The organism is Janthinobacterium sp. 344, assembly GCF_900112025.1.
In the GTDB taxonomy this organism is placed as follows: Bacteria; Pseudomonadota; Gammaproteobacteria; order Burkholderiales; family Burkholderiaceae_D; genus Janthinobacterium.
This window is the reverse complement of sequence record NZ_FOKL01000011.1, coordinates 1-23237: the sequence shown is the minus strand read 5'-3', so window position 1 is coordinate 23237 and position 23237 is coordinate 1. Positions and strand designations below refer to the sequence as shown.

Here is a 23237-nt window from a genome sequence, read left to right as displayed (position 1 = left end):
TCCAACATGGATTCATGTGCAGCAACATGTACATCTCTCATCACTTATAAAGGAATCAAGATGAACGCCTCAATGAAAACCTTGCGCAAGAATGTGATCATCGCCATGAGCGTGCTCAGCATGGGTGCGGCATCGCTGACCGTCCACGCCCAGGAAGCGGCCGCCAGCGCGCCAGCCGCCAGCACCAAGATGCAACAACATGAAGGCCAGCGCGGCCCGCACCGCGCAAGCAATCCCGCGGAACGCATGGCCAAGTACCAGGCCCGCCTGCACGACAAGCTGAAGCTGACGGCCGCGCAGGAACCGGCCTGGGCCACGTTCACGGCCGCCAATGCGCCGAAAAAACCCATGGGCGACTGGAAAGCCAAGCGCGAAGCGATGGCCAAGCTGTCGGCGCCGGAACGCATGGAACAATGGATCGCCATGTCGAAGGAACGCATCGCCAGCCAGGAAAGCCGCCTGGCCTCGCTGAAAACCTTCTATGCCGTGCTGACGCCGGAACAGAAGAAAGTGTTTGACGACAGCGTGCCTGGCGGCAAACATGGCGGCATGCGTGGCCGCCATCATGGCGAACACCATGGCATGCAGGAGCATCCCAAAGCCAGCTAAGTGTTCGCTGTGCAGAAATAGAAAAAGCCCGCGATGCGGGCTTTTTTCTTATGGCAAACACAAGTAAATACTTACTGCCCGTCAAGCTTGCGCAAGGAGGTCAGGAAAGTCGATGCACTCTGGAAGCCGATCACGCGCGACTGTGCGATCTCCTGCCCCTGCGGGTTGAACATGATGATGCCCGGTGGTCCAAACAGTTGAAAACGCTTCAGCATGGCCTTGTCGTCCGCATCGTTGGCCGTCACATCGACTTGCAGCAGCACGGCCTGGCCCATCTTTTCGCGCACGGCGGGGTCGACGAAGGTCAGTTTTTCCATCTCGATGCAGGACACGCACCAGTCCGCATAGAAATCCAGCAAGGCGGGCTTGCCATTCAGCTGGGCCAGCGCCGCATCGAGCTGCGCCACGGTTTTGACACGCGTAAACGCTTGCGCGTGCACCTGGCCGCCACCGAGGTGCGCCAGCGGCGCCAGCGGATCGCGGCCACCGCTGGCCACGCCGACCAGCTGCAGCACGCCCAGCACGGCGAACACGAGGCCGAAGGCCTTGGCGACCCAGGCATTTTTCGCCCCGCTCTTGCCCACCAGCAGATACATGCCATAGCCGACAAACAAGACTGTCCAGCCCAGCATCTGCACGGCGCCCGGCAGGACGGGCGACACCAGCCACCACGCCACGCCCAGCAGCAGCACGCCAAAGAAGCGCTTCACGGCATCCATCCAGGCGCCGGCGCGCGGCAGCAGGGTGCCGGCCGACACGCCCACCAGTATCAAGGGCACGCTCATGCCCACCGCCATGGCGAACAGGGCGCTGCCGCCGATGACAACGTCGCGCGTCTGGCTGATGTACAGCAAGGCGCCGGCCAGCGGCGCGGCCACGCACGGCCCCACGATCAGGGCGGAAATGGCGCCCATGACGAACACGCCGGCCAGGCGGCCCGACGATTGCTGGTTCGACACGGAGGTCAGCTTGCCTTGCAGGAAAGCCGGCACCTGCAATTCATAGAAGCCGAACATCGACAGCGACAAACCCGCCATCAGCAGGGCAAAGAAGCCCAGCACCCATGGATTTTGCAGCTTGGCCGCCAGGCCTTCGCCCGCCAGGCCGGCCGCCACGCCCAGCGCCGTGTAGACGATGGCCATGCCCAGCGCGTACGTCAGCGACAGCAGCAAGCCGCGCGAACGGCTGACCTTGGCGCCATCGCCGACGATGATCGACGACAAAATCGGCACCATCGGCAGCACGCACGGCGTAAACGCCAGGCCCAGGCCCAGCAGCATGAACAGGGGCACGATGACGAGCAGCTTGCCGCCCTTCAGGGCCGACTCGATCTTGCCCATCTCGTTTTGCTGCGGCGCGGCCGCTGCCGCCACGGGCGCCGCCGCCACCGGGTCCGGCGTGCTGGTGATGTCCGCCTGGGGAATGCTCATCACGGACACGCCAGGCGACGCCTGCGCCTGCGGACCGTTGACGGCCGCCGTGTCGACCGCCGGCGCGGCCGGCAAGGCGAATTTCGACGGCAGACCGCCCGGCGCCAGACTCTGCCCGCCGCCTCCCCCCACCAGCTGCGCCGTGGCATCCTGCGGCGCGTAGCACAGGCCCTTGTCGGAGCAGCCCTGGCCCGTCGCCTTCAGGGTGAAGGCACCGGCCGCTTCCACGGGAATGGTGATGGTGAGGGTCTTGCGGAAGGTTTCCACGTTTTTCTGGAAGGTGTCGTCAAACTTCACCTTGCCCTTCGGATACACGGGCGTGCCCAGCTTGGCCCCCACGGCCTCGAACTTGAAGCGCTCGTGGTACATATAGTAGCCATCGGCGATCACATAGGTGACGGCGATGGTGGAGGGGTCCTGCATGCGCGCGGAAAACTTGAACGCCAGTTCCGGATCGAGGAATTCATCGTCGGCACGGGCATGGCCGGCGCCAAAAACGGCGACCAGCAGGAAGAGGCAGGCAGCAAACCAGGTGAACAAAGGATGGCGTGGCGCGGCGCGCGCGGTGGCGCTGGAGGGGAAACGGGACATGAACTACCTTTTCGACCATTCGACAGAGGACGCGCGGAGCAGGCAGCGCATGTGCCGGGCCGGCGCGAAAGGAGAATAGTACACTGCAGTACGAATGGCTGCAGCAGAAAACAAAAAAGCCAGGCTAGGCCTGGCTTTCTCAGATGCAATTACTGGGATTACTCGCCAGCAACTTCAACTGCTTCGGTCGTATCTGGACGATCCATCAGTTCAACGAACGCCATAGGAGCGTTATCGCCGACGCGGAAACCCATTTTCAGGATACGCACATAACCACCGTTACGGTTGGCGAAACGTGGGCCCAGTTCAGCGAACAGTTTGACGACCATTTCACGGTCGCGCAGGCGGTTGAAGGCCAGACGCTTGTTTGCCAGGGAGTCGGTCTTGCCCAGGGTCAGAATTGGCTCGACAACGCGGCGCAGTTCTTTTGCTTTTGGCAGGGTGGTTTTGATCGCTTCGTGACGCAGCAGCGATACTGTCATGTTGCGCAGCATTGCCAGACGGTGGGACGAGGTACGATTCAGTTTACGGAGGCCGTGACCGTGACGCATGATAAATCCTTTCGGTGAGTGTTTAAATTCCAGTTCTTCGATCGGCTGGGCGGGAAACCCCGACTGGCCGCGGACCGGTTTGGTACGACAAAATAAAAGCCTGGGACACCTGTCCCAGGCAGTTTGCTACAAATTACTTTTCCAGGCCGGCAGGCGGCCAGTTTTCCAGCTTCATGCCCAAGGTCAAGCCGCGCGATGCCAGCACTTCCTTGATTTCGTTCAGGGACTTGCGGCCCAGGTTTGGCGTTTTCAGCAGTTCGTTTTCCGAACGTTGGATCAGGTCGCCGATGTAGTAGATGTTTTCCGCTTTCAGGCAGTTTGCCGAACGCACGGTCAACTCCAGGTCGTCGACTGGACGCAACAGGATAGGATCGACCAGCGGCGCGCGCGATGGCGCTTCGGCGGCGGCTTCCGTGCCTTCCAGGGCAGCGAACACATTCAACTGGTCCACCAGGACGCGGGCCGACTGGCGGATCGCTTCTTCCGGCGAGATCACGCCGTTGGTTTCGATGTTGATGATCAGCTTGTCCAGGTCGGTACGCTGTTCAACGCGGGCCGATTCAACGAAGTACGATACGCGGCGCACTGGCGAGAACGACGCGTCCAGGATGATGCGGCCGATCGTCTTGTTGGTGTCTTCCGACAGGCGACGCACGTTACCAGGAACGTAGCCGCGGCCTTTTTCAACCTTGATCTGCATGTCCAGCTTGCCACCAGCGGTCAGGTGGGCGATCACGTGGTCAGGGTTGATCAGTTCGACGTCATGCGGCAGGTCGATGTCGGAGGCCAGGATCGCGCCTTCGCCTTCTTTTTTCAGTGTCAGCGTTACGGAATCGCGGTTGTGGACTTTGAAAACCACACCCTTCAAGTTCAGCAACAGATCGACGACGTCTTCTTGCACGCCATCGAGGGAGGAATATTCGTGGACGACGCCAGCGATCGTCACTTCGGTCGGCGCGTAGCCCACCATCGACGACAGCAGAACGCGGCGCAACGCGTTACCCAATGTGTGGCCATAGCCGCGCTCGAACGGTTCCATCACGACCTTGGCGTGACCTGCACCGAGAGCTTCAACATCGATAATACGTGGCTTCAACAAACTGTTTTGCATGAAATGTCCTTTTCAATACCCTCGGCTCATTACACCGATAAGGCTGATGGCATTAGTGAAACGCCCACTTTACCAAAGCAAAGTGGGCGGAGATCTTGCTACTGACTACTATTAACGCGAGTACAGCTCGACGATCAGCGATTCGTTGACGTCGTTAGCGATTTCGTTACGCTCTGGCAGGGACTTGAAGGTACCTTCCATTTTCTTGGCATCAACCGAAACCCAGCTAGGCATACCAACTTGTTCAGCCAGCGACAGTGCTTCAACGATACGCACTTGCTTTTTCGATTTTTCACGAACAGCGATGATGTCACCGACTTTAACTGCGTACGAAGCGATGTTCACAACGATACCGTTCACGGTGAACGCTTTGTGGCTGACCAGTTGACGCGCTTCAGCGCGGGTCGAGCCAAAGCCCATGCGGTAGCAAACGTTGTCCAGACGCGTTTCCAGCAACTTCAACAGCGTTTCGCCGGTGTTGCCTTTACGACGGTCTGCTTCAGCGAAGTAGCGGCGGAATTGACGTTCCAGCACGCCGTACATGCGCTTGACTTTTTGCTTTTCGCGCAGTTGGTTACCGTAGTCCGAGGTGCGGGCGCCGGATTTGACACCGTGCTGGCCTGGCTTGACGTCCAGTTTGCACTTGCTGTCCAGCGAGCGACGTGCGCTCTTCAGGAACAGGTCTGTACCTTCACGGCGGGAAAGTTTTGCTTTAGGTCCGATATAACGTGCCACGATACTTCCTTTTTTTAAATGATAACGCCCCAGCCACATGCATGATCAAACACACTGATGCGGTTAGGCGCTAGTCTGATTTGGTTTCAATCAGACGGTGGCTGAAAACGAAAAACCCGTCAAACAGGATTTGACAGGCAAGAACAGCCGGGCAGTATAACCGTTTCCGGCCCCCTGCTCCAGCGTTTTCACACAACTGTACTGAGTTACAACAGACAGCAAAGCAGCTGGCGCCGAAGCGCCCTCTGCAACACTATCTTAGATACGACGACGTTTCGGTGGACGGCAACCGTTGTGCGGTACCGGCGTCACGTCCTGGATCTCGGTGATCTTGATGCCCAGGTTGTTCAGCGCGCGAACGGCGGATTCACGACCAGGACCTGGGCCCTTGATACGTACTTCCAGGTTCTTGACGCCACACTCAACAGCCACTTTACCAGCGGCTTCCGCGGCGACCTGCGCTGCGAACGGGGTCGATTTACGCGAACCCTTGAAGCCTGCACCGCCGGAGGTAGCCCACGACAAGGCATTGCCTTGACGATCGGTGATGGTAATGATGGTGTTATTGAACGATGCGTGGACATGTGCGATGCCTTCAGCGACGTTCTTTTTAACTTTTTTACGCACGCGTGCTGATGCGGCGTTATTTTGCGACTTAGCCATAATTATTCCCTAGCGGATTATTTTTTCAGCGATTGAGCGGCTTTACGCGGTCCCTTGCGGGTACGTGCGTTCGTACGCGTACGCTGGCCACGGCAAGGCAGACCCTTACGATGACGCATGCCGCGGTAGCAACCCAGATCCATCAAACGCTTGATGTTCATGGACAGTTCACGACGCAGATCGCCTTCGACGATGAATTTACCTACTTCATCGCGCAGCTTTTCCAGTTCGCTGTCATCCAGATCTTTGATCTTTTTGTTGGTTGCTACACCGGTCGATGCACAGATTTTCTCTGCGCGTGGACGGCCCACACCGTAGATGGCCGTCAGGCCGATAACGGTATGCTGATGATTTGGGATATTAACCCCTGCAATACGTGCCATTTGTTATTCCTCGATTAACCTTGACGCTGCTTGTGACGTGGTTCCACGCAGATAACGCGGACTACGCCTTTGCGCTTGATGATCTTGCAGTTGCGGCAGATCCGCTTGACTGATGCGAGAACTTTCATTTTTGGGCTCTTTCTTTCGCTTCTTTGGTTTGATTCAGTGTGTTACTTGGTACGGAACACAATGCGGGCTCGGCTCAGGTCGTACGGCGTCAACTCCACCGTCACCTTGTCTCCAGGGAGAATGCGAATATAATTCATCCGCATTTTACCTGAAATATGCCCGAGCACCACGTGTCCGTTCTCCAGCTTCACTCGAAATGTTGCATTTGGGAGATTCTCAAGAATCTCGCCCTGCATCTGTATGACGTCGTCTTTTGCCATTCGGTATGTTTACCGCGCTTAACGCGTCGGAATTCCGCCCTTGAAATTTGCTTTGCGCAGCAGCGAATCATATTGCTGCGACATCACGTAGTTCTGTACTTGCGCCATGAAATCCATGGTGACAACTACAATAATCAATAAAGAAGTACCGCCGAAATAGAATGGTACCTTCCACTGGGCTTGCATAAATTCCGGCAATAAACACACCAGGGTGATGTAGACTGCGCCGGCAAGTGTCAAGCGTGTCAGGATCTTGTCGATGTAACGGGCTGTCTGCTCGCCTGGACGGATCCCGGGAATGAACGCACCGCTTTTCTTCAAGTTATCCGCTGTTTCCTTGCTGTTAAATACCAGCGCTGTATAGAAGAAACAGAAGAACACGATCGCCACTGCGTACAACAGCGCATGGATAGGCTCACCAGGCCCCATCGATGCTGCCAAATCTTTCAAGAACCGCACCGCAGGGTTAGCGTTGTCGGCGCCCTTTGAAAACCAGTCCACGATAGTGGCCGGAAACAAGATGATCGAAGAAGCAAAGATCGGCGGGATCACGCCGGCCATGTTCAGCTTCAACGGCAAATGGCTGGTTTGACCGCCATAAATCTTGTTGCCTACCTGGCGCTTCGCGTAATTGACCAATATTTTGCGCTGACCACGTTCGACGAATACAACGAAGTACGTTACCAGTGCTACCAGGATGACGATGAAAATCGCGCTGAAGCTGCTGATCGAACCATTCGACACCTGAGTGAACAAGCCACCCAACGCCGACGGCAGACCGGCTGCAATCCCGGCAAAAATGATGATCGAGATGCCATTCCCCAAGCCACGCTCGGTAATTTGCTCACCCAACCACATCAAAAACATTGTTCCGGTCAACAAAGTGACGACCGTCACGAAGCGGAATGCAAGACCAGGTTCCAACACCAGACCAGCTTGCGACTCCAGTGCGACTGCAATGCCTAACGCTTGGAACAGTGCCAGGGCAACCGTGAAATACCGGGTGTACTGGGTGATCTTGCGACGACCTGCTTCGCCTTCTTTTTTCAACGCTTCCATCTGCGGTGACACGATCGACAGCAATTGCATGATGATCGAGGCCGAGATATAAGGCATGATACCCAACGCAAACACTGTAAAACGAGACAAGGCACCGCCCGAGAACATGTTGAACATGCCCAGGACGCCGCCTTCGTGCTCCTTGAACAGCGAGGCTAATTGTGTCGGGTCAATCCCGGGAACCGGGACGTGAGCACCGATACGATAAACCACCAATGCGCCAAGCAAAAACCAGAGCCGTCCCCAAGGGAAACCGGCCGCTGCACTTTTAGCAAGTTGTGGATTAGTCGCCAATTTTCGCTCCGATCAAGCTGTTAGCGGTCAACTCAGGCTACCGAGCCGCCGGCTGCTTCGATGGCTGCTTTCGCGCCAGCGGACACTTTCAAGCCCTTCAAATTCACCGCTTTGGTGATTTCGCCGGACAAGATCACGCGCACGTCACGGGCCAACACGCCCAGAACGCCAGCTTGCTTCAAGACCAGAATGTCGACATCGCCAACAGCCAGGTTGTTCAGATCGGACAGGCGCACTTCAGCTTTGAAGGTTGCGTGCATCGATTTGAAACCGCGCTTAGGCAGACGGCGTTGCAGAGGCATCTGACCGCCTTCGAAACCGACTTTATGAAAGCCGCCCGAACGCGATTTCTGACCTTTGTGACCACGACCCGAGGTTTTACCCAGGCCGGAGCCGATACCGCGGCCGACGCGACGCTTGTAGTGCTTAGCGCCTTCGGCTGGTGCAATAGTATTCAATTCCATGATTTGCTCCGTTCGTGTAAGCCCGAAGGCTTACCCGACAACTTTAACGAGATACGATACTTTATTGATCATGCCGCGTACGGATGGGGTGTCTTGCAATTCGGAAACCGAATTTACACGACGCAGACCCAGACCGCGCACGGTAGCGCGATGCGATTCGCGCGTACCGATCAAGCCCTTGACCAATTGCACTTTGACTGTGTTTGTCATTTTGTCCACCTTAAGCCAGAATGTCTTCGACCGACTTGCCGCGCTTGGCAGCGATATCGGAAGCAGTGCTCATTTTCGACAGGCCGTCCAGCGTAGCGCGTACCAGGTTGTATGGGTTGTTCGAACCGGTGGATTTCGCCACCACGTCCGTCACGCCCATCACTTCGAAGATAGCGCGCATTGCGCCACCAGCGATAACGCCAGTACCCGGCTTAGCTGGGTTCATCAGGACCTTGGAGGCGCCGTGACGACCAACAACCGTGTGATGCAAGGTGCCGTTTTTGAGCGGTACTTTGATCAGGTTGCGACGGGCTTCTTCCATTGCCTTCTGCACGCCAACTGGCACTTCTTTCGATTTGCCCTTGCCCATGCCGACGCGGCCATCGCCATCACCAACTACGGTCAGCGCGGCGAAACCCATGATACGACCACCCTTGACCACTTTGGTCACGCGGTTGATCGCGATCATTTTTTCGCGCATGCCATCATCCGGCTTGTCGCTTTGCATTTTTGCTTGCATTTTTGCCATGATTGATCCTTAGAACTTCAGACCGGCTTCGCGTGCGGCTTCTGCCAACGCTTTCACACGGCCGTGGTAACGGAAACCGGAGCGGTCGAACGCAACTTCGGTAATTCCTGCTTTCAACGCTTTTTCAGCGACGCGCTTGCCGATCAAGGCTGCAGCAGCGGCATTGCCGCCTTTGCCGGATTGGCCTGCCAGTTCAGCGCGTACTTCCGCTTCAGCCGTCGAGGCCGAAACCAGGACTTTAGCGTCCGGGCTGATCAGGTTGGCGTAAATGTGCAGGTTGGTGCGGTGCACCGACAAGCGATTTACTTTCAATTCCGCAATCTTGATGCGGGTTTGGCGTCCGCGGCGAAGCCGTGATTCTTTCTTATCCATCGTCAGCCCCTAATTACTTCTTCTTGGTTTCTTTAAGCTTAACCACTTCGTCCGCATAGCGAACGCCCTTGCCTTTATAAGGCTCAGGAGCGCGGTAAGCACGAACTTCAGCGGCTACCTGGCCAACCTGTTGACGGTCGATACCTTTAATCAGGATCTCGGTCGGGGTTGGTGTTGCGCAGGTAACGCCGGCTGGCATGTCATGCACTACAGGGTGCGAGAAACCCAGGGACAGATTCAGCTTGTCGCCTTGAGCTTGCGCCTTGTAACCCACGCCTACCAGGTTCAGCTTTTTCTCGAAACCCTTGGTGACGCCAACAACCATGTTGTTGACCAGTGCGCGCAGCGTGCCGGACATGGCATTGGCTTCGCGGCTGTCATTCGCCACGTCGAAACTCAGGGTTCCTGCATTGTTTTCTACTTTGACCAGGCCGGTGAGGGCTTGGGAAAGCACGCCCAGCGGGCCTTTTACGGTGATCGCTTGTGCGGAGATGGCGACTTCGGCGCCAGCTGGCACTACGATAGGCATTTTAGCTACTCGAGACATGTGTAACTCCTTAAGCCACGTAGCAAATAACTTCGCCGCCGACACCGGTAGCGCGTGCTTTGCGGTCAGTCATGACGCCTTGCGGAGTCGACACGATCGCCACACCCAAGCCATTCATCACAACAGGGATCTCGTCTTTACCCTTGTAGACGCGCAGACCCGGACGGGACACGCGCTCCAAGCGCTCAATAACGGGACGGCCAACATAATACTTCAAACCGATCTTCAGTTCCGCCTTGCCACCAGCTTCGGCAACAGCGAAATCTTCAATGTAACCCTCGTCCTTCAGGACGTTGGCAATCGCAATTTTGACTTTCGACGATGGCATGGCCACGGTCGTTTTTTGCACGCCTTGTGCGTTGCGAATGCGGGTCAGCATATCGGCGATAGGATCGCTCATACTCATTGCATATTCTCCTATTACCAGCTTGCTTTTGTCATACCCGGAATTTCACCACGCATGGCGAATTCACGGAGCTTGATACGACCCAGACCGAATTTACGGAATGTGCCGCGCGGACGACCGGTGATGGCGCAACGGTTACGTTGACGCGTCGGGTTCGAGTTACGTGGCAGCGCCTGCAGTTTCAGGCGAGCTTCGTAGCGCTCTTCTTCCGATTTCGATTGGTCATCGACGATGGCCTTGAGAGCTTCGCGCTTAGGGGCGAATTTCGCCACCAGGTCAGCACGCTTGATCTCACGATTAATCAGTGACAGTTTGGCCATGATCAGTTCCTGAAAGGGAATTTAAAGGCGGCGAGCAAAGCTTTGGCTTCGTCATCGGTCTTAGCGGTTGTCGTGATGCTGATATTCATACCGCGCAACGCGTCAATCTTGTCGTATTCGATTTCAGGGAAAATGATCTGTTCCTTGACACCGATGTTGTAGTTGCCACGACCATCAAATGCACGGCCGTTCACACCACGGAAATCGCGTACGCGCGGCAGAGCCACGGTAATGAAGCGATCCAGGAACTCGTACATGCGAGCGCCGCGCAGGGTGACCATCGTACCGATCGGGTAACCTTCACGGATTTTGAAGCCTGCGATCGCTTTGCGGGACTTGGTGGTCACTGGCTTCTGGCCGGCGATCTTGGTCAAGTCAGCAACTGCGTGCTCGAGAACTTTTTTATCCGCGATAGCCTCACCAACACCCATGTTCAGGGTGATCTTGGTCAGGCGTGGAACTTCCATTACCGACTTGTAACCAAACTTGCTGGTCAGGTCGGCAACGACTTTTTCTTTATAGAATTCTTGGAGACGTGCCATGATTTCTTAAGCCTTCACTACTTCGCCGGAGGATTTAAAGACGCGGACTTTTTTGCCATCCACTTCTTTGAAACCCACGCGATCTGCCTTGCCAGTCGCTGCATTGAACAATGCAACGTTGGACACGTGAATTGGCATGGTCTTATCGACGATACCACCAGTTACGCCAGTCATCGGGTTTGGCTTAGTCGCTTTTTTAGCGATGTTAATGCCGTCAACCACGATATGTTCAGCATCGATACGCTGCTGTACCACACCACGTTTGCCCTTGTCTTTCCCGGTCAGAACGATGACTTCGTCGTTTTTACGAATCTTATCCATTACGACTCCTTACAGGACTTCCGGTGCCAGGGACACGATTTTCATGAACTTCTCAGTGCGCAGTTCGCGCGTGACAGGTCCAAAAATACGGGTACCGATCGGTTCCAGCTTGGCGTTCAACAGAACGGCGGCGTTGCCGTCGAACTTCACCAGGGAACCGTCTTGGCGGCGAACACCTTTAGCGGTGCGCACAACCACGGCGTTATAAATTTCACCTTTTTTGACACGGCCACGTGGCGCAGCAACCTTAACGGTTACCTTGATCACATCGCCAATGCCAGCATAACGGCGCTTGGAGCCGCCCAATACCTTGATGCACATTACTTCTTTGGCACCGGTATTGTCAGCCACTTCGAGCCGGCTTTCAGTTTGAATCATAGTATTCTCTTTCCCAACTTAAGCCGAAGAATCCACACAATGTAGACCCACGGTCAGTCTTGGTCCCGCCAGAGCCGCCCTGCTGGGCTTCACTGTTTGGGTGCATGACCTTCATACATCAACTGACCGCGAATGCTACTGTCTGTGGCCAGACACTTTGCGGCGTTACATGAACGAAGCCCGCAAGTATTACATACAATTTGCGGGCCTGCAAGTACTAATTAAAAGCCACCGCCGAAACGGTGGTTTTTATTTAAACGGTTGGTGCGGCTTGAACCACACGTGTCACCGTCCATGCCTTCGTTTTGGAGATCGGGCGACCTTCCTGGATCTCGACCGTGTCACCGGCCTTGACTTGGTTGGTCTCGTCATGCGCGTGATACTTGTTCGAACGCATGATGATCTTGCCATACAAAGGATGTTTTACGTGGCGCTCGATCAGAACGGTAACGGTCTTGTCCATCTTGTCCGAAACCACTTTACCGATCAGCGTGCGCTTGAGCGACTGTTTCACTGGTTCGTTCATTTGGCTTCCTTCAGATTCATTACCGTCTTCACACGCGCGATATCGCGGCGTACCTTCTTGAGCTGCGAAGTGTTGCTCAGCTGCTGCGTAGCGATTTGCATGCGCAGGCCGAACTGTGCCTTCAACAGGTCATTCAGCTCTTTTTGCAGAGCTGGCTGGTCCTTGCCGCGGAGTTCAGATGCTTTCATATACAACTCCAATTATTGGCCGACTTGGCGGATGACAAACGTCGTCGCCAGTGGCAGTTTAGCGGCGGCAAGACGGAATGCTTCCCGTGCCAGCGCTTCATCAACGCCATCCATTTCGTACAGTACTTTGCCTGGCTGAATTTCAGCGACGTAGTACTCAGGATTACCTTTACCGTTACCCATACGGACTTCAGCCGGTTTGTTCGAAATCGGTTTGTCCGGGAAAATACGGATCCAGATACGGCCACCGCGCTTGATGTGACGCGTCATTGCACGACGCGCCGCTTCAATTTGACGCGCAGTGATACGACCGCGCGCAACTGCCTTCAGACCGAATTCGCCAAACGACACGGCGGTGCCGCGGCTGTGCGAAATACCGGTGTTACGGCCTTTCTGCTCTTTACGATACTTTCTGCGTGCTGGTTGCAGCATGATTATTCTCCTGCTTTCTCAGCTGGTGCAGCGGCGGCCGGTTTAGCGGCGCGCACACGAGCAGCACCTGGTGCTGTGGATGGTTTCGCACCCGCTGGACGTGGGCGGCCGGCTGGCTTGCCATCGTCACGGCGTGGACCGCGGCTCTTCTTCTCGTCAGCTGGAGTATCGATGACTGGTGCATCGCCGTTAGGCGCGCGGTCACCTTTGTATACCCACACCTTGACGCCGATGATGCCGTAGGTGGTCGACGCTTCGCTGGTACCGTAGTCGATATCGGCGCGCAGGGTATGCAGAGGCACGCGGCCTTCGCGGTACCACTCTTTACGCGCGATTTCGATACCGTTCAGACGGCCGGACGACATGATCTTGATACCGAGAGCACCCAGGCGCATTGCGTTTTGCATTGCGCGCTTCATGGCGCGGCGGAACATGATCCGTTTTTCCAGCTGCTGAGCGATCGAATCGGCGATCAGTTGCGAGTCGATTTCCGGCTTGCGGATTTCTTCGATGTTCACGTGAACAGGCACGCCCATGATCTTGGTCAGCGCGGACTTCAGTACTTCGATGTCTTCGCCTTTTTTACCAATGACCACGCCTGGACGCGAGCTGTAGATCGTGAAGCGCGCGTTCTTGGCTGGGCGCTCGATAACGATGCGGCCAACGGAAGCGTTCTTCAGTTTCTTTTTCAGGTAAGCACGTGCTTTCAAGTCTTCGTTCAGCATGGCAGCGAAATTACCGTTGCCTGCATACCAGCGCGAAGCCCAGTTACGGGTGACCGCCAGACGGAAACCGGTTGGATGAATTTTCTGACCCATCGTGGCTCCTTAGTTACCGACAGTCACGTAAACGTGACAGGATTGTTTCGAAATACGGTCGCCACGGCCTTTTGCACGCGCGGTGAAGCGCTTCAGGACGGGGCCCTTTTCGACGTAGATCGTTTTCACGAACAATTCGTCGATGTCCGCGCCATCATTGTGCTCGGCATTCGCAATAGCGGATTCCAGAACGCGCTTGATGATCGCAGCACCTTTTTTCGGGCTGAATTGCAAGATGTTGAGTGCTGCGTCAACTTTCTTGCCACGGATCAGGTCAGCAACCAGGCGGCCCTTTTGGTCCGACAGGCGCACACCTTTGAGGATAGCTTTAGTTTCCATTATTTCTTAGCCTTTTTGTCAGCTGCATGGCCCTTGAACGTACGGGTCAGTGCGAATTCGCCGAGCTTGTGACCAACCATGTTTTCGGAAACATACACCGGCACGTGCAGCTTGCCGTTATGTACCGCGATCGTCAGGCCGATAAAGTCAGGCATGATTGTCGAACGACGCGACCAGGTTTTGATTGGCTTTTTGTCTTTGGCTGCTTGCGCGGCTTCAACTTTTTTCACCAGGTGGGCGTCACAGAACGGCCCTTTTTTCAATGAACGTGTCATGTGCTACCCCTTATTTCTTGCCGCGGCGCGAGACGATCATGGAAGTCGTACGCTTGTTGCTGCGCGTCTTCTTACCTTTAGTCTGTTGGCCCCAAGGCGAAACTGGATGACGACCAGCTGCTGTTTTACCTTCACCACCACCGTGCGGGTGATCGACCGGGTTCATGACCACACCGCGAACGGTAGGACGAACACCGCGCCAGCGCATCGCACCAGCTTTACCGATTTTACGCAGGCTGTGCTCGGCATTGCCGACTTCACCAACGGTAGCACGGCACTCGATGTGCACGCGACGTACTTCACCCGAGCGCAGACGCACTTGAGCGTAGGTACCTTCGCGGGCCATCAGCACGACGCCGGCGCCGGCGGTACGTGCCATTTGGGCACCTTTACCTGGCAGCATTTCGACGCAATGCATCACGGTACCGACTGGGATGTTACGGATTGGCAAGCAGTTACCCGATTTGATCGGTGCTTCCGAACCGTTCATCACGCTGTCGCCAACGGCCATGCCCTTGGTTGCGATGATGTAGTGACGCTCGCCGTCGGCGTAGCACAGCAGAGCGATATTCGCGGTGCGGTTTGGATCGTATTCGATACGTTCCACTTTCGCTGGAATACCATCTTTGGTGCGCTTGAAGTCGATCAGGCGATAGTGTTGCTTGTGACCACCACCGATATGACGGGTGGTGATATGACCGTTGTTGTTACGACCAGCGGTCTTGGATTTCTTTTCAACCAGGGCAGCGAACGGACGACCTTTGTACAGGTCGGCATTCACCACCTTCACCATGCCGCGACGGCCTGGCGAGGTTGGTTTCATCTTAACGAGTGCCATTATGCAGCCTCCTCGGAGAAGTTGATTTCCTGGCCAGGCTTCAGGCACACGAAAGCACGCTTGGTATGGTTACGACGACCGTTGAACTTGCCGGTGCGTTTTTGCTTACCTTCGCGGTTTGCAGTTTGCACGGACAGAACTTCAACCTTGAACAGCAGTTCGACCGCTGCCTTGATTTCAGGCTTGGTTGCATCCGGCAGTACGCGGAATACAATTTGCTCGTTCTTTTCCGCGACCATGGTGGCCTTTTCGGAAATCACGGGCGCCAACAGCACCTTCATCAAGCGTTCTTCGCTATGTTTCAAAATCGCGCTCATGCCAGCATCTCCTCAATCTTGGCCAATGCAGCTTTGGTGACCAGGATCTTCTTGTAGAACACCAGGGACATCGGGTCTGCGTGACGTGGCTCAACGACGAGTACGTTAGGCAGGTTGCGCGATGCCAGTTCCAGGTTTTCGTTCAGAACGTCGGTGATGATCAGAACCGAATCAAAGCCCAGGCCGTTCAATTTTTGCGACAGCAGCTTGGTTTTTGGCGCGTCGATCGTCAGATCGTCGATGACGATCAGGCGCTCTTCGCGAGCCAGCTGCGACAGGATCGAGCAGATACCTGCGCGATACATTTTTTTGTTCACTTTGTGGGTGAAGTTTTCGTCAGGCGAGTTCGGGAAAATCCGACCACCGCCGCGCCACAGTGGCGACGACGACATACCAGCACGCGCGCGGCCGGTACCTTTTTGGCGCCATGGCTTTTTCGTCGTGTGGTGAACTTCTTCACGGTCTTTTTGCTTGCGGTTACCACTACGTGCATTCGCTTGATAAGCGATGACGACTTGGTGGATCAGCGCTTCATTGTAGTCACGGCCGAAAATCGTATCGGCTGCAGCAACGTTCGAGGCGGCTTGACCTTGCGCATTCAGAAGCTTGAGTTCCATCGTTTAAGCTCCCTTCTTGGCTTTGGTTTTGATGGCTGGCGAGACAACTACCTGGCCATTTTTCGCACCTGGAATCGCGCCTTTGACCAGCAGCAGCTGACGGTCGGCATCGATACGGGCGATCACGAGGTTCTGGATCGTACGGTTAACGTCACCCAGATGACCGGTCATGCGCTTACCAGGGAAAACGCGACCTGGATCTTGTGCCATACCGATGGAACCTGGAACGTTGTGCGAACGCGAGTTACCGTGCGTTTGACGGCCGGAAGCGAAGTGGTAACGTTTGATAACGCCTGCATAGCCTTTACCGATGGTAACGCCTTGCACGTCGATCTTTTGACCGACTTCGAACAGGGAAGCAGCGATAACTTCGCCAGCTTTCAGTTCAGCGGCTTTAGCAGCGTCAACGCGGAACTCTTTCAACAGAGTACCGGCTTCAACACCAGCTTTAGCGTGATGACCAGCAACAGCTTTGGTCACGCGGGAAGCGCGACGTTGACCGAATGCGACCTGAACAGCGGAGTAGCCATCTGTTTCAGGGGTTTTGATTTGCGCAACACGGTTGTTCGATACGTCCAACACGGTGACAGGAATCGAATCCCCTTCATCCGTGAAAATGCGCATCATACCAACCTTGCGACCGAGAAGGCCTAGGCTCATTTTTTCTCCATTCCCACCTGCGATTGGGCGGGGCTTGTTTAACTACAAAGTAACGTAGGACTCAAAAAAGACGAATCCATACCGAAGCCGGCTAGTATATAGCACAAAAACCCTTGACGCAACAAGTTAACACGAGGTATGTCAAAGTGTTGCGCGACGCCCCTGCGGGAGTTGTCGGCGGCGCGCGAAAAGTGCGTCGCCAGGCAAGGAAAAGGTGGTAAAGCACGGCAGCATGCGGCTTGCGCGCACGACGCCAAGGCTGGCTATCCCGCCAACAACAAGGGCGCGCACATGGCGTACGGGCCCTCCCCCACACTGTCCTGGCGCTTATTTCTGGCAGTTGGCCAGGCAATGGTCATACAGCTCGGTACAGATGGGGCTGCCACCGAGGTGCGCCTGGCAATTCGCCACCTTTTGCCCGCAGTCCATGTAGCACTGCGACACGTCGCCGGCGGCAAATGCATACGACGCGCTCAGGCCGAGCGCAAACAGGAAGGCCGCGGTTTTCTTGATCATGGTAAGTCTCCGTTTGGTTGATGGGCGAATGCGATGGGAAAACCGGCAGGGCCGCGACGCCCTCGGCGCCCCGCCCCGGCAAGCTGCACGCAGCCTGCCATTACTAAAAAAGTAATGCCAATAGAATACCGTAAACAATACCAACCAAACACCAATTAATTGACAAAACAGATAAGCTCAGGCGTCTGACAATCGTGCCAGGGACGGGCCGCCAACCACCCAGTCACAGGGGCGGGGCGGCCAGCGCGCCGCGATGCCGGCGGCGCATTCCCGCCTATTCTTGCGCGGGGCCTTTGCCCACCTGGTACCAATCGACCTTGCGCGTCACCACCATGATGGCCGCCAGGACGGCGAACAGCAGGATGCTGCCCATCACCAGCGCATTGCTTTCCGAACTGAGCAAGCCATACAGGGCGCCGTACAGCAGGGTCAAGGCGACGCCGAAGCCGATGCCGCGCCAGGCGTTGCGCAAGACATGCGCCAGGTAAAAGCTGGTCAGCGCGATACAGGCGGCGCTGGCGATCAGGTAGGCGGCGAGGAAGGCGATGTGTTCGGCCAGGCCCACCAGCAGCAGGAAGAAGATCACCAGCGACAGACCGACCAGCAGGTATTGCACGGGATGGATCGGCAGGCTCTTCAGGATCTCGAAGATGAAGAAGGCGGCGAAGGTCAGCGCCACGAACAGCAGCCCATATTTGGTGGCGCGGTCCGATTGCGAGTAGACATTGATCGGCTCGATGAAGCCGACGCTGAAGCGGTCGATCTGGCCCAGCGGCGCGCTGTCGGGCACCTTGAATTCGCCTTCGATGGTGCTCAGCTGCGTCTGCGCATTGGTGGCCAGCGACGAGATATGCCACTCGGCCTGAAAGCCATCGGCGCTGATCTGGCGGGATTTAGGCGACGGCAGGAAGCGCCCGCCAAACTGCGGATGGGGCCAGTTCGACTTGATGCTGATCTGGCTGTTTTTCGCCACCGGCACGAAGTGCTGGCGTTCAATGCCGTCCAGGCCCAGGTCGAAGCTGAATTTCACCTGTTGCGCTTGCGCCAGCGGCACGGCGCCCAGCGGCGCGTGCAGGCCGCTGCGGAAGGCGAACAGGTCGGTGCCCTGCTCGAACTCGATCTTCTGGCCGCCCCAGTCGATTTTCGGGATATTGCGGATGCCGCGCACATCCTCGATGGACAGGGCGACAAAAGGCTCGCCCGGCGTCACGCGCGAATCGGGCGACTTGCGCGGCAGTTGGGTGCTGGCCGGCAACGTAAAATCGCCCTTGAAGGCATGCTGGCCACTGTAGACCAGCACCTGGTGGATGCCCCGGTAGCGGCGGTCCGTGTCGATGCTGCCAGTGATCTGCAGATCGTTCGGATAGACGAGGAAACGGCGCTGCACCGTGCGACGCAGCAACTCCGTGCGCACCGGCGTTTTCGCTTCCTTGTCATCGCCCTTGGCAACTTCCACGCGCTCGTCGTACTGCTCCGTGTAGGGGATCACCAGGATGGGCCCGATGATGGTTTGTTCACGCACCGAATCGGCGGCGATGCTGTTGACGGCTTCCTGACGGAATTCCATCCTTTCCTTGATCGTTTCCTGAATCATCAGCAACGGCAAGCCGATCAGCAGCATCAGGCCGAACACGATCAACGCTTTGACGAATAAAGTTTTTTGCATGGCGCATCCTTGAAGTAAGGCGGCCAGTGTAAAAAAACCATGTGCATTGACGATGCGCTGCGTGTGAAGTCCGGCAACAAGTTTACGCCGGCAGCGGGCCAGCTACGCCAGGGGCAGGCACAGGCGGGCACAGGCGCCGCCTTCCGCATGGTTGACGACCTCGACCGTGCCACCGTGCAGGGACGCCACCTCGCGCACGAAGGGCAGGCCCAGGCCCGTGCTCTTGCCGCTGGCGGGACGCGGCAGGGAATAGAAACGCTCGAAGACGCGCTCGCGCGCATATGCGGGGATGCCCGCGCCGCGGTCGCGCACGGCAATTTCCACGTGCGCCCCCTGGCGATGCGCCGTCAGGTCGATCCGGCTGCCCGGCGGCGCGAAGCCGGCCGCGTTGTCCAGCAGGTTGCCCAGGGCCTGGCGCAGCAGCAGGGCGTCGCCGGCCACGGCCAGCTCGTCGGCATCGAGTTGCAAATGCAGGCCACGCGCCGCCAGCGTGGCAGCCGCATCCTGCGCCACCTGCGCCAGCAGCGGCGCCAGCGCGATGCGCTCCGGATGGTCGAGGCGCTGCTGCTTCTCCACGCGGACCAGGGCCAGCAGCTTGTCGATCAGTTGCCGCTGGCGCGCATTCTGCTCCAGGATACTGGCGAGAAACTGGCGCCGTTCGGCCGGCGGCATGTCTTCCTGCAGCAGCTCGGCCGACGCCTGGATGGCGGCGATCGGGCTTTTCAATTCATGCGCCAGGGTATGCATCAGCTGCTCCACATATTCCTTGCCTTCGAGGCGTATGCGCATCGCTTCCAGCGCCCGCCCCAGGGTGCCGAACTCGTTCCGGCCCAGCGCCGGCAACGCCACCTTGCGCCCCGCCTCCACCTCGCCGATATAGCGCATCAGCTTGCCAAGCGCATGGTGCAGCCACCAGGCGAAGGCCAGACCGATCAGCAATGACAACAGCAGCAGCACGGCGCCGCGCTGCAGGATCTTGCGCTGGCTGCGTTCGACGAAGGCTTGCACGCTGGCATTCGGCTTGGCCACCGTCAGCACGCCGATGACCTCGCCACCTTCGCGGATGGGCGCGGCCACGTGCATGACCGTCGACATCTCGTCGTCAGGCACGCTGCGCGTGCTGCGCGCGCCATACTTGCCCTGCAGGGTCAGGTACACATCGTTCCAGCGCGAATAGTCGCGCCCCACGTCGCGCCCGCTGGAATCGAACAGCACGATGCCGCGCCGGTCCGTAATGTAAATGCGGTAATCGAGGGTTTGCTTGCGCACGCCGTTGATGTTGATGTCCACGCCATGGCGCGCGTAATCCTGCATGCGCGCCACCACGGGCGAGTTCGCCAGCGCACCGGCGCGCATGTCGGGCGCCACCAGGCTGGCCAGCAGCTGCGAGGTATCGACCAGGGTATCTTCCAGGGTCGAGCGCACGCCCGGCTTGACCTGCTCCATGAACACATTCAGCAGGAACCATGCGGCCAGCCCGACGATCAGGAAGTAGCCGAGCAGGATGCGCAGGCCGATCTTCATGCGCCAGCCAGGCTGTAGCCGAGGCCACGGTGGGTGTGGATCGGATCGGTCTGCGCATCGATCGCGCGCAGCTTGGCGCGCAGCGATTTGACGTGCGCATCGACGGTACGGTCGAGCGTGTCGGGCGCCCCGCTCCACACGCGCTGCATCAGCTGCTCGCGCGACAGCACATGGCCAGGATGTTCCAGCAAGGTTTTCAGCAGCAGGTATTCATAGCGCGTCAGCGCCAGGGGCTGGCCGTGGAACAGCACCCGTGCCTCCAGCGCGCGCAACTCGAAGCGCGCCGGCGCGGCGGCAGGGGCGACCGTGGCGGCTATCGTCATGCCAGTCTCGCGCGGCACTGGCGCGGCGCCCGCGCGGCGCAGGATGACGCGGATGCGCGCCACCAGTTCGCGCGGTGAAAACGGCTTGGTGACATAGTCATCGGCGCCGATTTCCAGGCCCACGATACGGTCGATTTCATCGCTGCGGGCCGTCAGGAAGATCACCGGCACGTCGGAAAACTGGCGCAGGCGGCGGCACACCTCCAGGCCGCTCATGTCGGGCAGGCCCACGTCGAGCACCACCAGAACGGGCGCTGGCGCGGCGTTGCCCGGCGCCGGGCGCAGCGCGGCCAGCGCCTGCTCGCCCAGCATCACGTGCTGCGGCGTGAAGCCATCCGTGCGCAGGGCATAGGCGATGCTGTCGGCAATCGCCTGTTCATCTTCCACGATGAGGATAGTCTTGGACATGGCGGCATCGCACGTTGAGGGAGAGAGCCGGAGTATCCCTGAAGCAGGCAAGCGGCGTCAATCGCGCGCATGCAGCGCCCCGCCAGTGGCCGGAAAGCGACACCGGCAAAAGGCCGCCCGCGATGAAAAACTGGTGGTATATTTCATATCGCATGACGCCATTGCTACCCCGTGTCCCACACCCGTACGAGGAGACTATGAAGCATCTTACGCTCAAGCACCATGGCATCACCCTGCTCTGCGCGGCCACCCTGCTGGCCGCCTGCACGACGCCCGCGTCGCTCACCACCGCTTCCAACGAACAGTACGATGCCTGTAACGCGGCCGAACTCAAGGGCCAGCTGGGGGAGGCGGAACTGGCCTGCGTGCAGGCGCTGCGCATGGCCGAACAGGCCGGTGCCGGCGCGGACATCATTTCGCAGCGCCAGTACAACCTGGGCCGCATCAAGCGGCTGCAGGGCAAGAACGCGGAAGCGGAAACACTGTATCGGCAAGCGCTGGCCACGGAGGAAGCGGCACAGCCGCGCAGCGATGCGCGCGTCGGCCGGCGCCTGGTGGAGCTGGCTTCGGCGTTGTCGGCGCAAGGCAAATGGCAGGAGGGCAGCACGTACCTGGAACGCGCCCTGCCCCTGCTGCCGAAACTGTCGCCGGCCGCGCGCGGCTATGCGGCGCAAGTGCTGCAGCAGTATGCCAAACAGCTGCAGGGCGGCCCGCAGGCGGCGCTGGGCCAGCGCTTCGCGGCGGTGGCGGCCGGCTTGCAGTAAAGACCGGGGCCGCAATGCAATCAGGGCCGGTGCCATCGATGATGGAACCGGCCCTGACAGGCCTGGCGCGGCATACCGCGCCGGCAGACGCTACCCGATTGGGTAACGCTTAAAAATCTTATTGCAGTTTGATTTCGACATCAACACCAGCTGGCAGGTCCAGCTTCATCAGCGCGTCAACGGTTTTGTCCGTTGGGTCAACGATGTCCATCAGGCGTTGGTGCGTACGGATCTCGAACTGATCGCGCGAAGTTTTGTTGACGTGCGGGGAACGCAGCACATCGAAACGCTGAATACGGGTAGGCAGTGGTACTGGGCCTTTGACGACAGCGCCGGTGCGCTTCGCGGTTTCAACGATTTCCAGAGCGGACTGGTCGATCAGTTTGTAATCGAAAGCCTTCAGGCGGATACGGATTTTTTGGTTTGGTGCCGACATGATATTTCCTTAAAAGAACGAACCGCGCGGTGCGCACGGCAATGAGGTCATACGGGGATTTCTGACGCAACAACCGTCAGGGTCGACATGATAGCACCAAAATGCTTGCCAACCCCGGCAGTTGAATAAAAAGAAGGGCGCCGGGCGACGACGCGTCTTCTTTTATATCTGCTTAAAAATTAAGCAATGATTTTTGCAACAACACCAGCGCCGACGGTACGGCCGCCTTCGCGGATAGCGAAGCGCAGACCTTCTTCCATCGCGATCGGGTTGATCAGCTTGACGGTGATCGACACGTTATCGCCTGGCATGACCATTTCTTTGTCTGCTGGCAACTCGATCGAACCAGTCACGTCCGTCGTACGGAAGTAGAACTGTGGACGGTAGTTGTTGAAGAATGGCGTATGACGGCCGCCTTCGTCTTTCGACAGAACATAGATCTCGCCGGTGAAGTGGGCGTGCGGCTTGATCGAGCCTGGTTTTGCCAGAACTTGACCACGTTGCACGTCTTCACGCTTGGTGCCGCGCAGCAGCAGACCAACGTTGTCGCCAGCTTGACCTTGGTCCAGCAGCTTGCGGAACATTTCCACGCCGGTGCAAGTCGTTTTGACGGTATCGGTGATGCCGACGATTTCGATCTCTTCGCCGACTTTGACAATGCCGCGCTCGATACGACCGGTCACAAC

General features: G+C 57.7%; 37 protein-coding genes. 2 read left to right on the top strand and 35 right to left on the bottom strand.

The genetic code is table 11. The annotated features are described in order from the left end of the window. The first annotated feature begins 60 nt into the window (after positions 1 to 60). Positions 61 to 609 (top strand): Spy/CpxP family protein refolding chaperone, encoded by a 549-nt coding sequence (locus BM193_RS23980; RefSeq protein ID WP_175533401.1) that lies wholly within the window; start codon positions 61 to 63, stop codon positions 607 to 609. Positions 610 to 680: 71 nt separating this feature from the next. Here the strand turns inward: BM193_RS23980 and dsbD are convergent, their stop codons facing one another. From dsbD to creB, 33 genes are all read right to left on the bottom strand, one after another. Then, positions 681 to 2630, bottom strand: a complete 1950-nt coding sequence (gene dsbD / locus BM193_RS23975; protein WP_092802118.1) for a protein-disulfide reductase DsbD — start codon at positions 2628 to 2630, stop codon at positions 681 to 683. 158 nt (positions 2631 to 2788) lie between these two features. Beyond that, complete coding sequence (rplQ, locus tag BM193_RS23970; RefSeq protein ID WP_034753219.1) at positions 2789 to 3181, bottom strand: 50S ribosomal protein L17; 393 nt, start codon at positions 3179 to 3181, stop codon at positions 2789 to 2791. A gap of 133 nt (positions 3182 to 3314) precedes the next feature. Continuing rightward, positions 3315 to 4292: a DNA-directed RNA polymerase subunit alpha gene (gene rpoA, locus BM193_RS23965; protein WP_008444343.1), complete on the bottom strand. Its 978-nt coding sequence runs from the start codon at positions 4290 to 4292 to the stop codon at positions 3315 to 3317. A 111-nt stretch (positions 4293 to 4403) separates the two neighbouring features. Continuing rightward, positions 4404 to 5027 (bottom strand): 30S ribosomal protein S4, encoded by a 624-nt coding sequence (rpsD, locus tag BM193_RS23960; RefSeq protein WP_071325659.1) that lies wholly within the window; start codon positions 5025 to 5027, stop codon positions 4404 to 4406. Positions 5028 to 5285: 258 nt separating this feature from the next. Beyond that, positions 5286 to 5690: a 30S ribosomal protein S11 gene (rpsK, locus tag BM193_RS23955; protein WP_010394475.1), complete on the bottom strand. Its 405-nt coding sequence runs from the start codon at positions 5688 to 5690 to the stop codon at positions 5286 to 5288. 17 nt (positions 5691 to 5707) lie between these two features. Beyond that, the gene (gene rpsM / locus BM193_RS23950) at positions 5708 to 6073 is read right to left on the bottom strand and encodes a 30S ribosomal protein S13 (protein ID WP_046681666.1); all 366 of its coding nucleotides are present in this window, start codon (positions 6071 to 6073) and stop codon (positions 5708 to 5710) included. Positions 6074 to 6087: 14 nt separating this feature from the next. After that, positions 6088 to 6201 carry a 50S ribosomal protein L36 gene (rpmJ, locus tag BM193_RS23945; RefSeq protein ID WP_010394471.1) on the bottom strand — a complete coding sequence of 38 codons (114 nt, stop codon included), beginning with the start codon at positions 6199 to 6201 and terminating at the stop codon, positions 6088 to 6090. A 42-nt stretch (positions 6202 to 6243) separates the two neighbouring features. Next, complete coding sequence (gene infA, locus BM193_RS23940; RefSeq protein WP_005663428.1) at positions 6244 to 6462, bottom strand: translation initiation factor IF-1; 219 nt, start codon at positions 6460 to 6462, stop codon at positions 6244 to 6246. An 18-nt stretch (positions 6463 to 6480) separates the two neighbouring features. Then, complete coding sequence (secY, locus tag BM193_RS23935) at positions 6481 to 7815, bottom strand: preprotein translocase subunit SecY (protein WP_071325660.1); 1335 nt, start codon at positions 7813 to 7815, stop codon at positions 6481 to 6483. 32 nt (positions 7816 to 7847) lie between these two features. Then, positions 7848 to 8279: a 50S ribosomal protein L15 gene (rplO, locus tag BM193_RS23930; RefSeq protein WP_034753211.1), complete on the bottom strand. Its 432-nt coding sequence runs from the start codon at positions 8277 to 8279 to the stop codon at positions 7848 to 7850. Positions 8280 to 8309: 30 nt separating this feature from the next. Further along, positions 8310 to 8489 carry a 50S ribosomal protein L30 gene (gene rpmD / locus BM193_RS23925; protein ID WP_010394435.1) on the bottom strand — a complete coding sequence of 60 codons (180 nt, stop codon included), beginning with the start codon at positions 8487 to 8489 and terminating at the stop codon, positions 8310 to 8312. 10 nt (positions 8490 to 8499) lie between these two features. After that, on the bottom strand, positions 8500 to 9018 hold the full coding sequence (rpsE, locus tag BM193_RS23920; protein ID WP_010394433.1) for a 30S ribosomal protein S5: 519 nt from the start codon (positions 9016 to 9018) through the stop codon (positions 8500 to 8502). Positions 9019 to 9027: 9 nt separating this feature from the next. Then, complete coding sequence (rplR, locus tag BM193_RS23915; protein WP_010394431.1) at positions 9028 to 9390, bottom strand: 50S ribosomal protein L18; 363 nt, start codon at positions 9388 to 9390, stop codon at positions 9028 to 9030. A gap of 13 nt (positions 9391 to 9403) precedes the next feature. Then, positions 9404 to 9937 (bottom strand): 50S ribosomal protein L6, encoded by a 534-nt coding sequence (gene rplF, locus BM193_RS23910; protein ID WP_071325661.1) that lies wholly within the window; start codon positions 9935 to 9937, stop codon positions 9404 to 9406. Positions 9938 to 9947: 10 nt separating this feature from the next. Next, complete coding sequence (gene rpsH, locus BM193_RS23905) at positions 9948 to 10343, bottom strand: 30S ribosomal protein S8 (RefSeq protein WP_071325662.1); 396 nt, start codon at positions 10341 to 10343, stop codon at positions 9948 to 9950. 14 nt (positions 10344 to 10357) lie between these two features. Next, positions 10358 to 10663: a 30S ribosomal protein S14 gene (gene rpsN, locus BM193_RS23900; protein WP_010394423.1), complete on the bottom strand. Its 306-nt coding sequence runs from the start codon at positions 10661 to 10663 to the stop codon at positions 10358 to 10360. A gap of 2 nt (positions 10664 to 10665) precedes the next feature. Beyond that, positions 10666 to 11205, bottom strand: coding sequence for a 50S ribosomal protein L5 (gene rplE, locus BM193_RS23895; RefSeq protein ID WP_010394421.1), 540 nt, complete (start codon positions 11203 to 11205; stop codon positions 10666 to 10668). Positions 11206 to 11211: 6 nt separating this feature from the next. Then, complete coding sequence (gene rplX / locus BM193_RS23890; RefSeq protein WP_010394419.1) at positions 11212 to 11526, bottom strand: 50S ribosomal protein L24; 315 nt, start codon at positions 11524 to 11526, stop codon at positions 11212 to 11214. 9 nt (positions 11527 to 11535) lie between these two features. Next, on the bottom strand, positions 11536 to 11904 hold the full coding sequence (rplN, locus tag BM193_RS23885) for a 50S ribosomal protein L14 (RefSeq protein ID WP_008444317.1): 369 nt from the start codon (positions 11902 to 11904) through the stop codon (positions 11536 to 11538). 253 nt (positions 11905 to 12157) lie between these two features. Next, positions 12158 to 12430 carry a 30S ribosomal protein S17 gene (rpsQ, locus tag BM193_RS23880; protein WP_010394415.1) on the bottom strand — a complete coding sequence of 91 codons (273 nt, stop codon included), beginning with the start codon at positions 12428 to 12430 and terminating at the stop codon, positions 12158 to 12160. Beyond that, the gene (gene rpmC, locus BM193_RS23875; RefSeq protein ID WP_010394412.1) at positions 12427 to 12618 is read right to left on the bottom strand and encodes a 50S ribosomal protein L29; all 192 of its coding nucleotides are present in this window, start codon (positions 12616 to 12618) and stop codon (positions 12427 to 12429) included. Before rpmC ends, rpsQ begins: the two co-directional genes overlap by 4 nt. Positions 12619 to 12630: 12 nt before the next feature. After that, positions 12631 to 13050 carry a 50S ribosomal protein L16 gene (gene rplP / locus BM193_RS23870; protein WP_034753201.1) on the bottom strand — a complete coding sequence of 140 codons (420 nt, stop codon included), beginning with the start codon at positions 13048 to 13050 and terminating at the stop codon, positions 12631 to 12633. A 2-nt stretch (positions 13051 to 13052) separates the two neighbouring features. Beyond that, entirely contained in the window at positions 13053 to 13868 is an 816-nt protein-coding gene (rpsC, locus tag BM193_RS23865) for a 30S ribosomal protein S3 (RefSeq protein WP_071325663.1), read from the bottom strand. Between the two features lie 9 nt (positions 13869 to 13877). Further along, a complete protein-coding gene (gene rplV / locus BM193_RS23860) occupies positions 13878 to 14210 on the bottom strand; it encodes a 50S ribosomal protein L22 (protein ID WP_170840583.1) in 333 nt (110 codons plus the stop codon). Continuing rightward, positions 14207 to 14482, bottom strand: coding sequence for a 30S ribosomal protein S19 (gene rpsS / locus BM193_RS23855; RefSeq protein WP_008444295.1), 276 nt, complete (start codon positions 14480 to 14482; stop codon positions 14207 to 14209). Before rpsS ends, rplV begins: the two co-directional genes overlap by 4 nt. A 10-nt stretch (positions 14483 to 14492) precedes the next feature. Beyond that, positions 14493 to 15320, bottom strand: a complete 828-nt coding sequence (gene rplB / locus BM193_RS23850; RefSeq protein ID WP_034753198.1) for a 50S ribosomal protein L2 — start codon at positions 15318 to 15320, stop codon at positions 14493 to 14495. Next, positions 15320 to 15637 carry a 50S ribosomal protein L23 gene (gene rplW / locus BM193_RS23845; protein WP_010394398.1) on the bottom strand — a complete coding sequence of 106 codons (318 nt, stop codon included), beginning with the start codon at positions 15635 to 15637 and terminating at the stop codon, positions 15320 to 15322. Before rplW ends, rplB begins: the two co-directional genes overlap by 1 nt. Then, a complete protein-coding gene (gene rplD, locus BM193_RS23840) occupies positions 15634 to 16254 on the bottom strand; it encodes a 50S ribosomal protein L4 (RefSeq protein WP_034753197.1) in 621 nt (206 codons plus the stop codon). The genes rplW and rplD overlap by 4 nt, the downstream gene beginning before the upstream one ends. Positions 16255 to 16257: 3 nt before the next feature. Then, a complete protein-coding gene (gene rplC, locus BM193_RS23835) occupies positions 16258 to 16914 on the bottom strand; it encodes a 50S ribosomal protein L3 (RefSeq protein ID WP_092802121.1) in 657 nt (218 codons plus the stop codon). A gap of 327 nt (positions 16915 to 17241) precedes the next feature. After that, positions 17242 to 17430 (bottom strand): hypothetical protein, encoded by a 189-nt coding sequence (locus tag BM193_RS23830; protein WP_092802124.1) that lies wholly within the window; start codon positions 17428 to 17430, stop codon positions 17242 to 17244. A 274-nt stretch (positions 17431 to 17704) separates the two neighbouring features. Continuing rightward, positions 17705 to 19096: a cell envelope integrity protein CreD gene (gene creD, locus BM193_RS23825; RefSeq protein ID WP_092802127.1), complete on the bottom strand. Its 1392-nt coding sequence runs from the start codon at positions 19094 to 19096 to the stop codon at positions 17705 to 17707. Positions 19097 to 19198: 102 nt separating this feature from the next. Then, positions 19199 to 20620 carry a two-component system sensor histidine kinase CreC gene (gene creC, locus BM193_RS23820; RefSeq protein WP_092802131.1) on the bottom strand — a complete coding sequence of 474 codons (1422 nt, stop codon included), beginning with the start codon at positions 20618 to 20620 and terminating at the stop codon, positions 19199 to 19201. After that, positions 20617 to 21351 carry a two-component system response regulator CreB gene (gene creB / locus BM193_RS23815; RefSeq protein WP_092802134.1) on the bottom strand — a complete coding sequence of 245 codons (735 nt, stop codon included), beginning with the start codon at positions 21349 to 21351 and terminating at the stop codon, positions 20617 to 20619. Before creB ends, creC begins: the two co-directional genes overlap by 4 nt. A 197-nt stretch (positions 21352 to 21548) precedes the next feature. Here creB and BM193_RS23810 point away from each other — a divergent pair, with 197 nt between their 5' ends. Continuing rightward, positions 21549 to 22115 (top strand): tetratricopeptide repeat protein, encoded by a 567-nt coding sequence (locus BM193_RS23810; protein WP_092802137.1) that lies wholly within the window; start codon positions 21549 to 21551, stop codon positions 22113 to 22115. Between the two features lie 118 nt (positions 22116 to 22233). Here BM193_RS23810 and rpsJ read toward each other — a convergent pair whose 3' ends face one another. Continuing rightward, positions 22234 to 22551 carry a 30S ribosomal protein S10 gene (gene rpsJ / locus BM193_RS23805; RefSeq protein WP_010394389.1) on the bottom strand — a complete coding sequence of 106 codons (318 nt, stop codon included), beginning with the start codon at positions 22549 to 22551 and terminating at the stop codon, positions 22234 to 22236. 179 nt (positions 22552 to 22730) lie between these two features. Then, positions 22731 to 23237, bottom strand: a 507-nt coding sequence (locus BM193_RS23800; protein WP_092832531.1) for an EF-Tu C-terminal domain-related protein, incomplete at its 5' end; no start/stop codon positions are given.

Coding starts and splice junctions, on each gene's coding strand:
- rplB (WP_034753198.1), bottom strand. CDS start 15,320: ATGGCACTCGTTAAGATGAAACCAACCTCGCCAGGCCGTCGCGGCATG.
- creB (WP_092802134.1), bottom strand. CDS start 21,351: ATGTCCAAGACTATCCTCATCGTGGAAGATGAACAGGCGATTGCCGAC.
- rpsJ (WP_010394389.1), bottom strand. CDS start 22,551: ATGTCGGCACCAAACCAAAAAATCCGTATCCGCCTGAAGGCTTTCGAT.
- rplQ (WP_034753219.1), bottom strand. CDS start 3,181: ATGCGTCACGGTCACGGCCTCCGTAAACTGAATCGTACCTCGTCCCAC.
- rpmC (WP_010394412.1), bottom strand. CDS start 12,618: ATGAAAGCATCTGAACTCCGCGGCAAGGACCAGCCAGCTCTGCAAAAA.
- rplE (WP_010394421.1), bottom strand. CDS start 11,205: ATGGCACGTCTCCAAGAATTCTATAAAGAAAAAGTCGTTGCCGACCTG.
- infA (WP_005663428.1), bottom strand. CDS start 6,462: ATGGCAAAAGACGACGTCATACAGATGCAGGGCGAGATTCTTGAGAAT.
- creD (WP_092802127.1), bottom strand. CDS start 19,096: ATGCAAAAAACTTTATTCGTCAAAGCGTTGATCGTGTTCGGCCTGATG.
- rplC (WP_092802121.1), bottom strand. CDS start 16,914: ATGAGCCTAGGCCTTCTCGGTCGCAAGGTTGGTATGATGCGCATTTTC.
- rplW (WP_010394398.1), bottom strand. CDS start 15,637: ATGAGCGCGATTTTGAAACATAGCGAAGAACGCTTGATGAAGGTGCTG.
- rpsS (WP_008444295.1), bottom strand. CDS start 14,482: ATGACACGTTCATTGAAAAAAGGGCCGTTCTGTGACGCCCACCTGGTG.
- BM193_RS23830 (WP_092802124.1), bottom strand. CDS start 17,430: ATGATCAAGAAAACCGCGGCCTTCCTGTTTGCGCTCGGCCTGAGCGCG.
- creC (WP_092802131.1), bottom strand. CDS start 20,620: ATGAAGATCGGCCTGCGCATCCTGCTCGGCTACTTCCTGATCGTCGGG.
- BM193_RS23980 (WP_175533401.1), top strand. CDS start 61: ATGAACGCCTCAATGAAAACCTTGCGCAAGAATGTGATCATCGCCATG.
- BM193_RS23810 (WP_092802137.1), top strand. CDS start 21,549: ATGAAGCATCTTACGCTCAAGCACCATGGCATCACCCTGCTCTGCGCG.
- rplX (WP_010394419.1), bottom strand. CDS start 11,526: ATGGATAAGATTCGTAAAAACGACGAAGTCATCGTTCTGACCGGGAAA.
- dsbD (WP_092802118.1), bottom strand. CDS start 2,630: ATGTCCCGTTTCCCCTCCAGCGCCACCGCGCGCGCCGCGCCACGCCAT.
- rpsC (WP_071325663.1), bottom strand. CDS start 13,868: ATGGGTCAGAAAATTCATCCAACCGGTTTCCGTCTGGCGGTCACCCGT.
- rpmD (WP_010394435.1), bottom strand. CDS start 8,489: ATGACAAACACAGTCAAAGTGCAATTGGTCAAGGGCTTGATCGGTACG.
- rpsE (WP_010394433.1), bottom strand. CDS start 9,018: ATGGCAAAAATGCAAGCAAAAATGCAAAGCGACAAGCCGGATGATGGC.
- rplN (WP_008444317.1), bottom strand. CDS start 11,904: ATGATTCAAACTGAAAGCCGGCTCGAAGTGGCTGACAATACCGGTGCC.
- rplD (WP_034753197.1), bottom strand. CDS start 16,254: ATGGAACTCAAGCTTCTGAATGCGCAAGGTCAAGCCGCCTCGAACGTT.
- rpoA (WP_008444343.1), bottom strand. CDS start 4,292: ATGCAAAACAGTTTGTTGAAGCCACGTATTATCGATGTTGAAGCTCTC.
- rpsK (WP_010394475.1), bottom strand. CDS start 5,690: ATGGCTAAGTCGCAAAATAACGCCGCATCAGCACGCGTGCGTAAAAAA.
- rplR (WP_010394431.1), bottom strand. CDS start 9,390: ATGGATAAGAAAGAATCACGGCTTCGCCGCGGACGCCAAACCCGCATC.
- rpsM (WP_046681666.1), bottom strand. CDS start 6,073: ATGGCACGTATTGCAGGGGTTAATATCCCAAATCATCAGCATACCGTT.
- rpsH (WP_071325662.1), bottom strand. CDS start 10,343: ATGAGTATGAGCGATCCTATCGCCGATATGCTGACCCGCATTCGCAAC.
- rplO (WP_034753211.1), bottom strand. CDS start 8,279: ATGGAATTGAATACTATTGCACCAGCCGAAGGCGCTAAGCACTACAAG.
- rpsQ (WP_010394415.1), bottom strand. CDS start 12,430: ATGAACGAACCAGTGAAACAGTCGCTCAAGCGCACGCTGATCGGTAAA.
- rplP (WP_034753201.1), bottom strand. CDS start 13,050: ATGCTGCAACCAGCACGCAGAAAGTATCGTAAAGAGCAGAAAGGCCGT.
- rpmJ (WP_010394471.1), bottom strand. CDS start 6,201: ATGAAAGTTCTCGCATCAGTCAAGCGGATCTGCCGCAACTGCAAGATC.
- rpsN (WP_010394423.1), bottom strand. CDS start 10,663: ATGGCCAAACTGTCACTGATTAATCGTGAGATCAAGCGTGCTGACCTG.
- rplF (WP_071325661.1), bottom strand. CDS start 9,937: ATGTCTCGAGTAGCTAAAATGCCTATCGTAGTGCCAGCTGGCGCCGAA.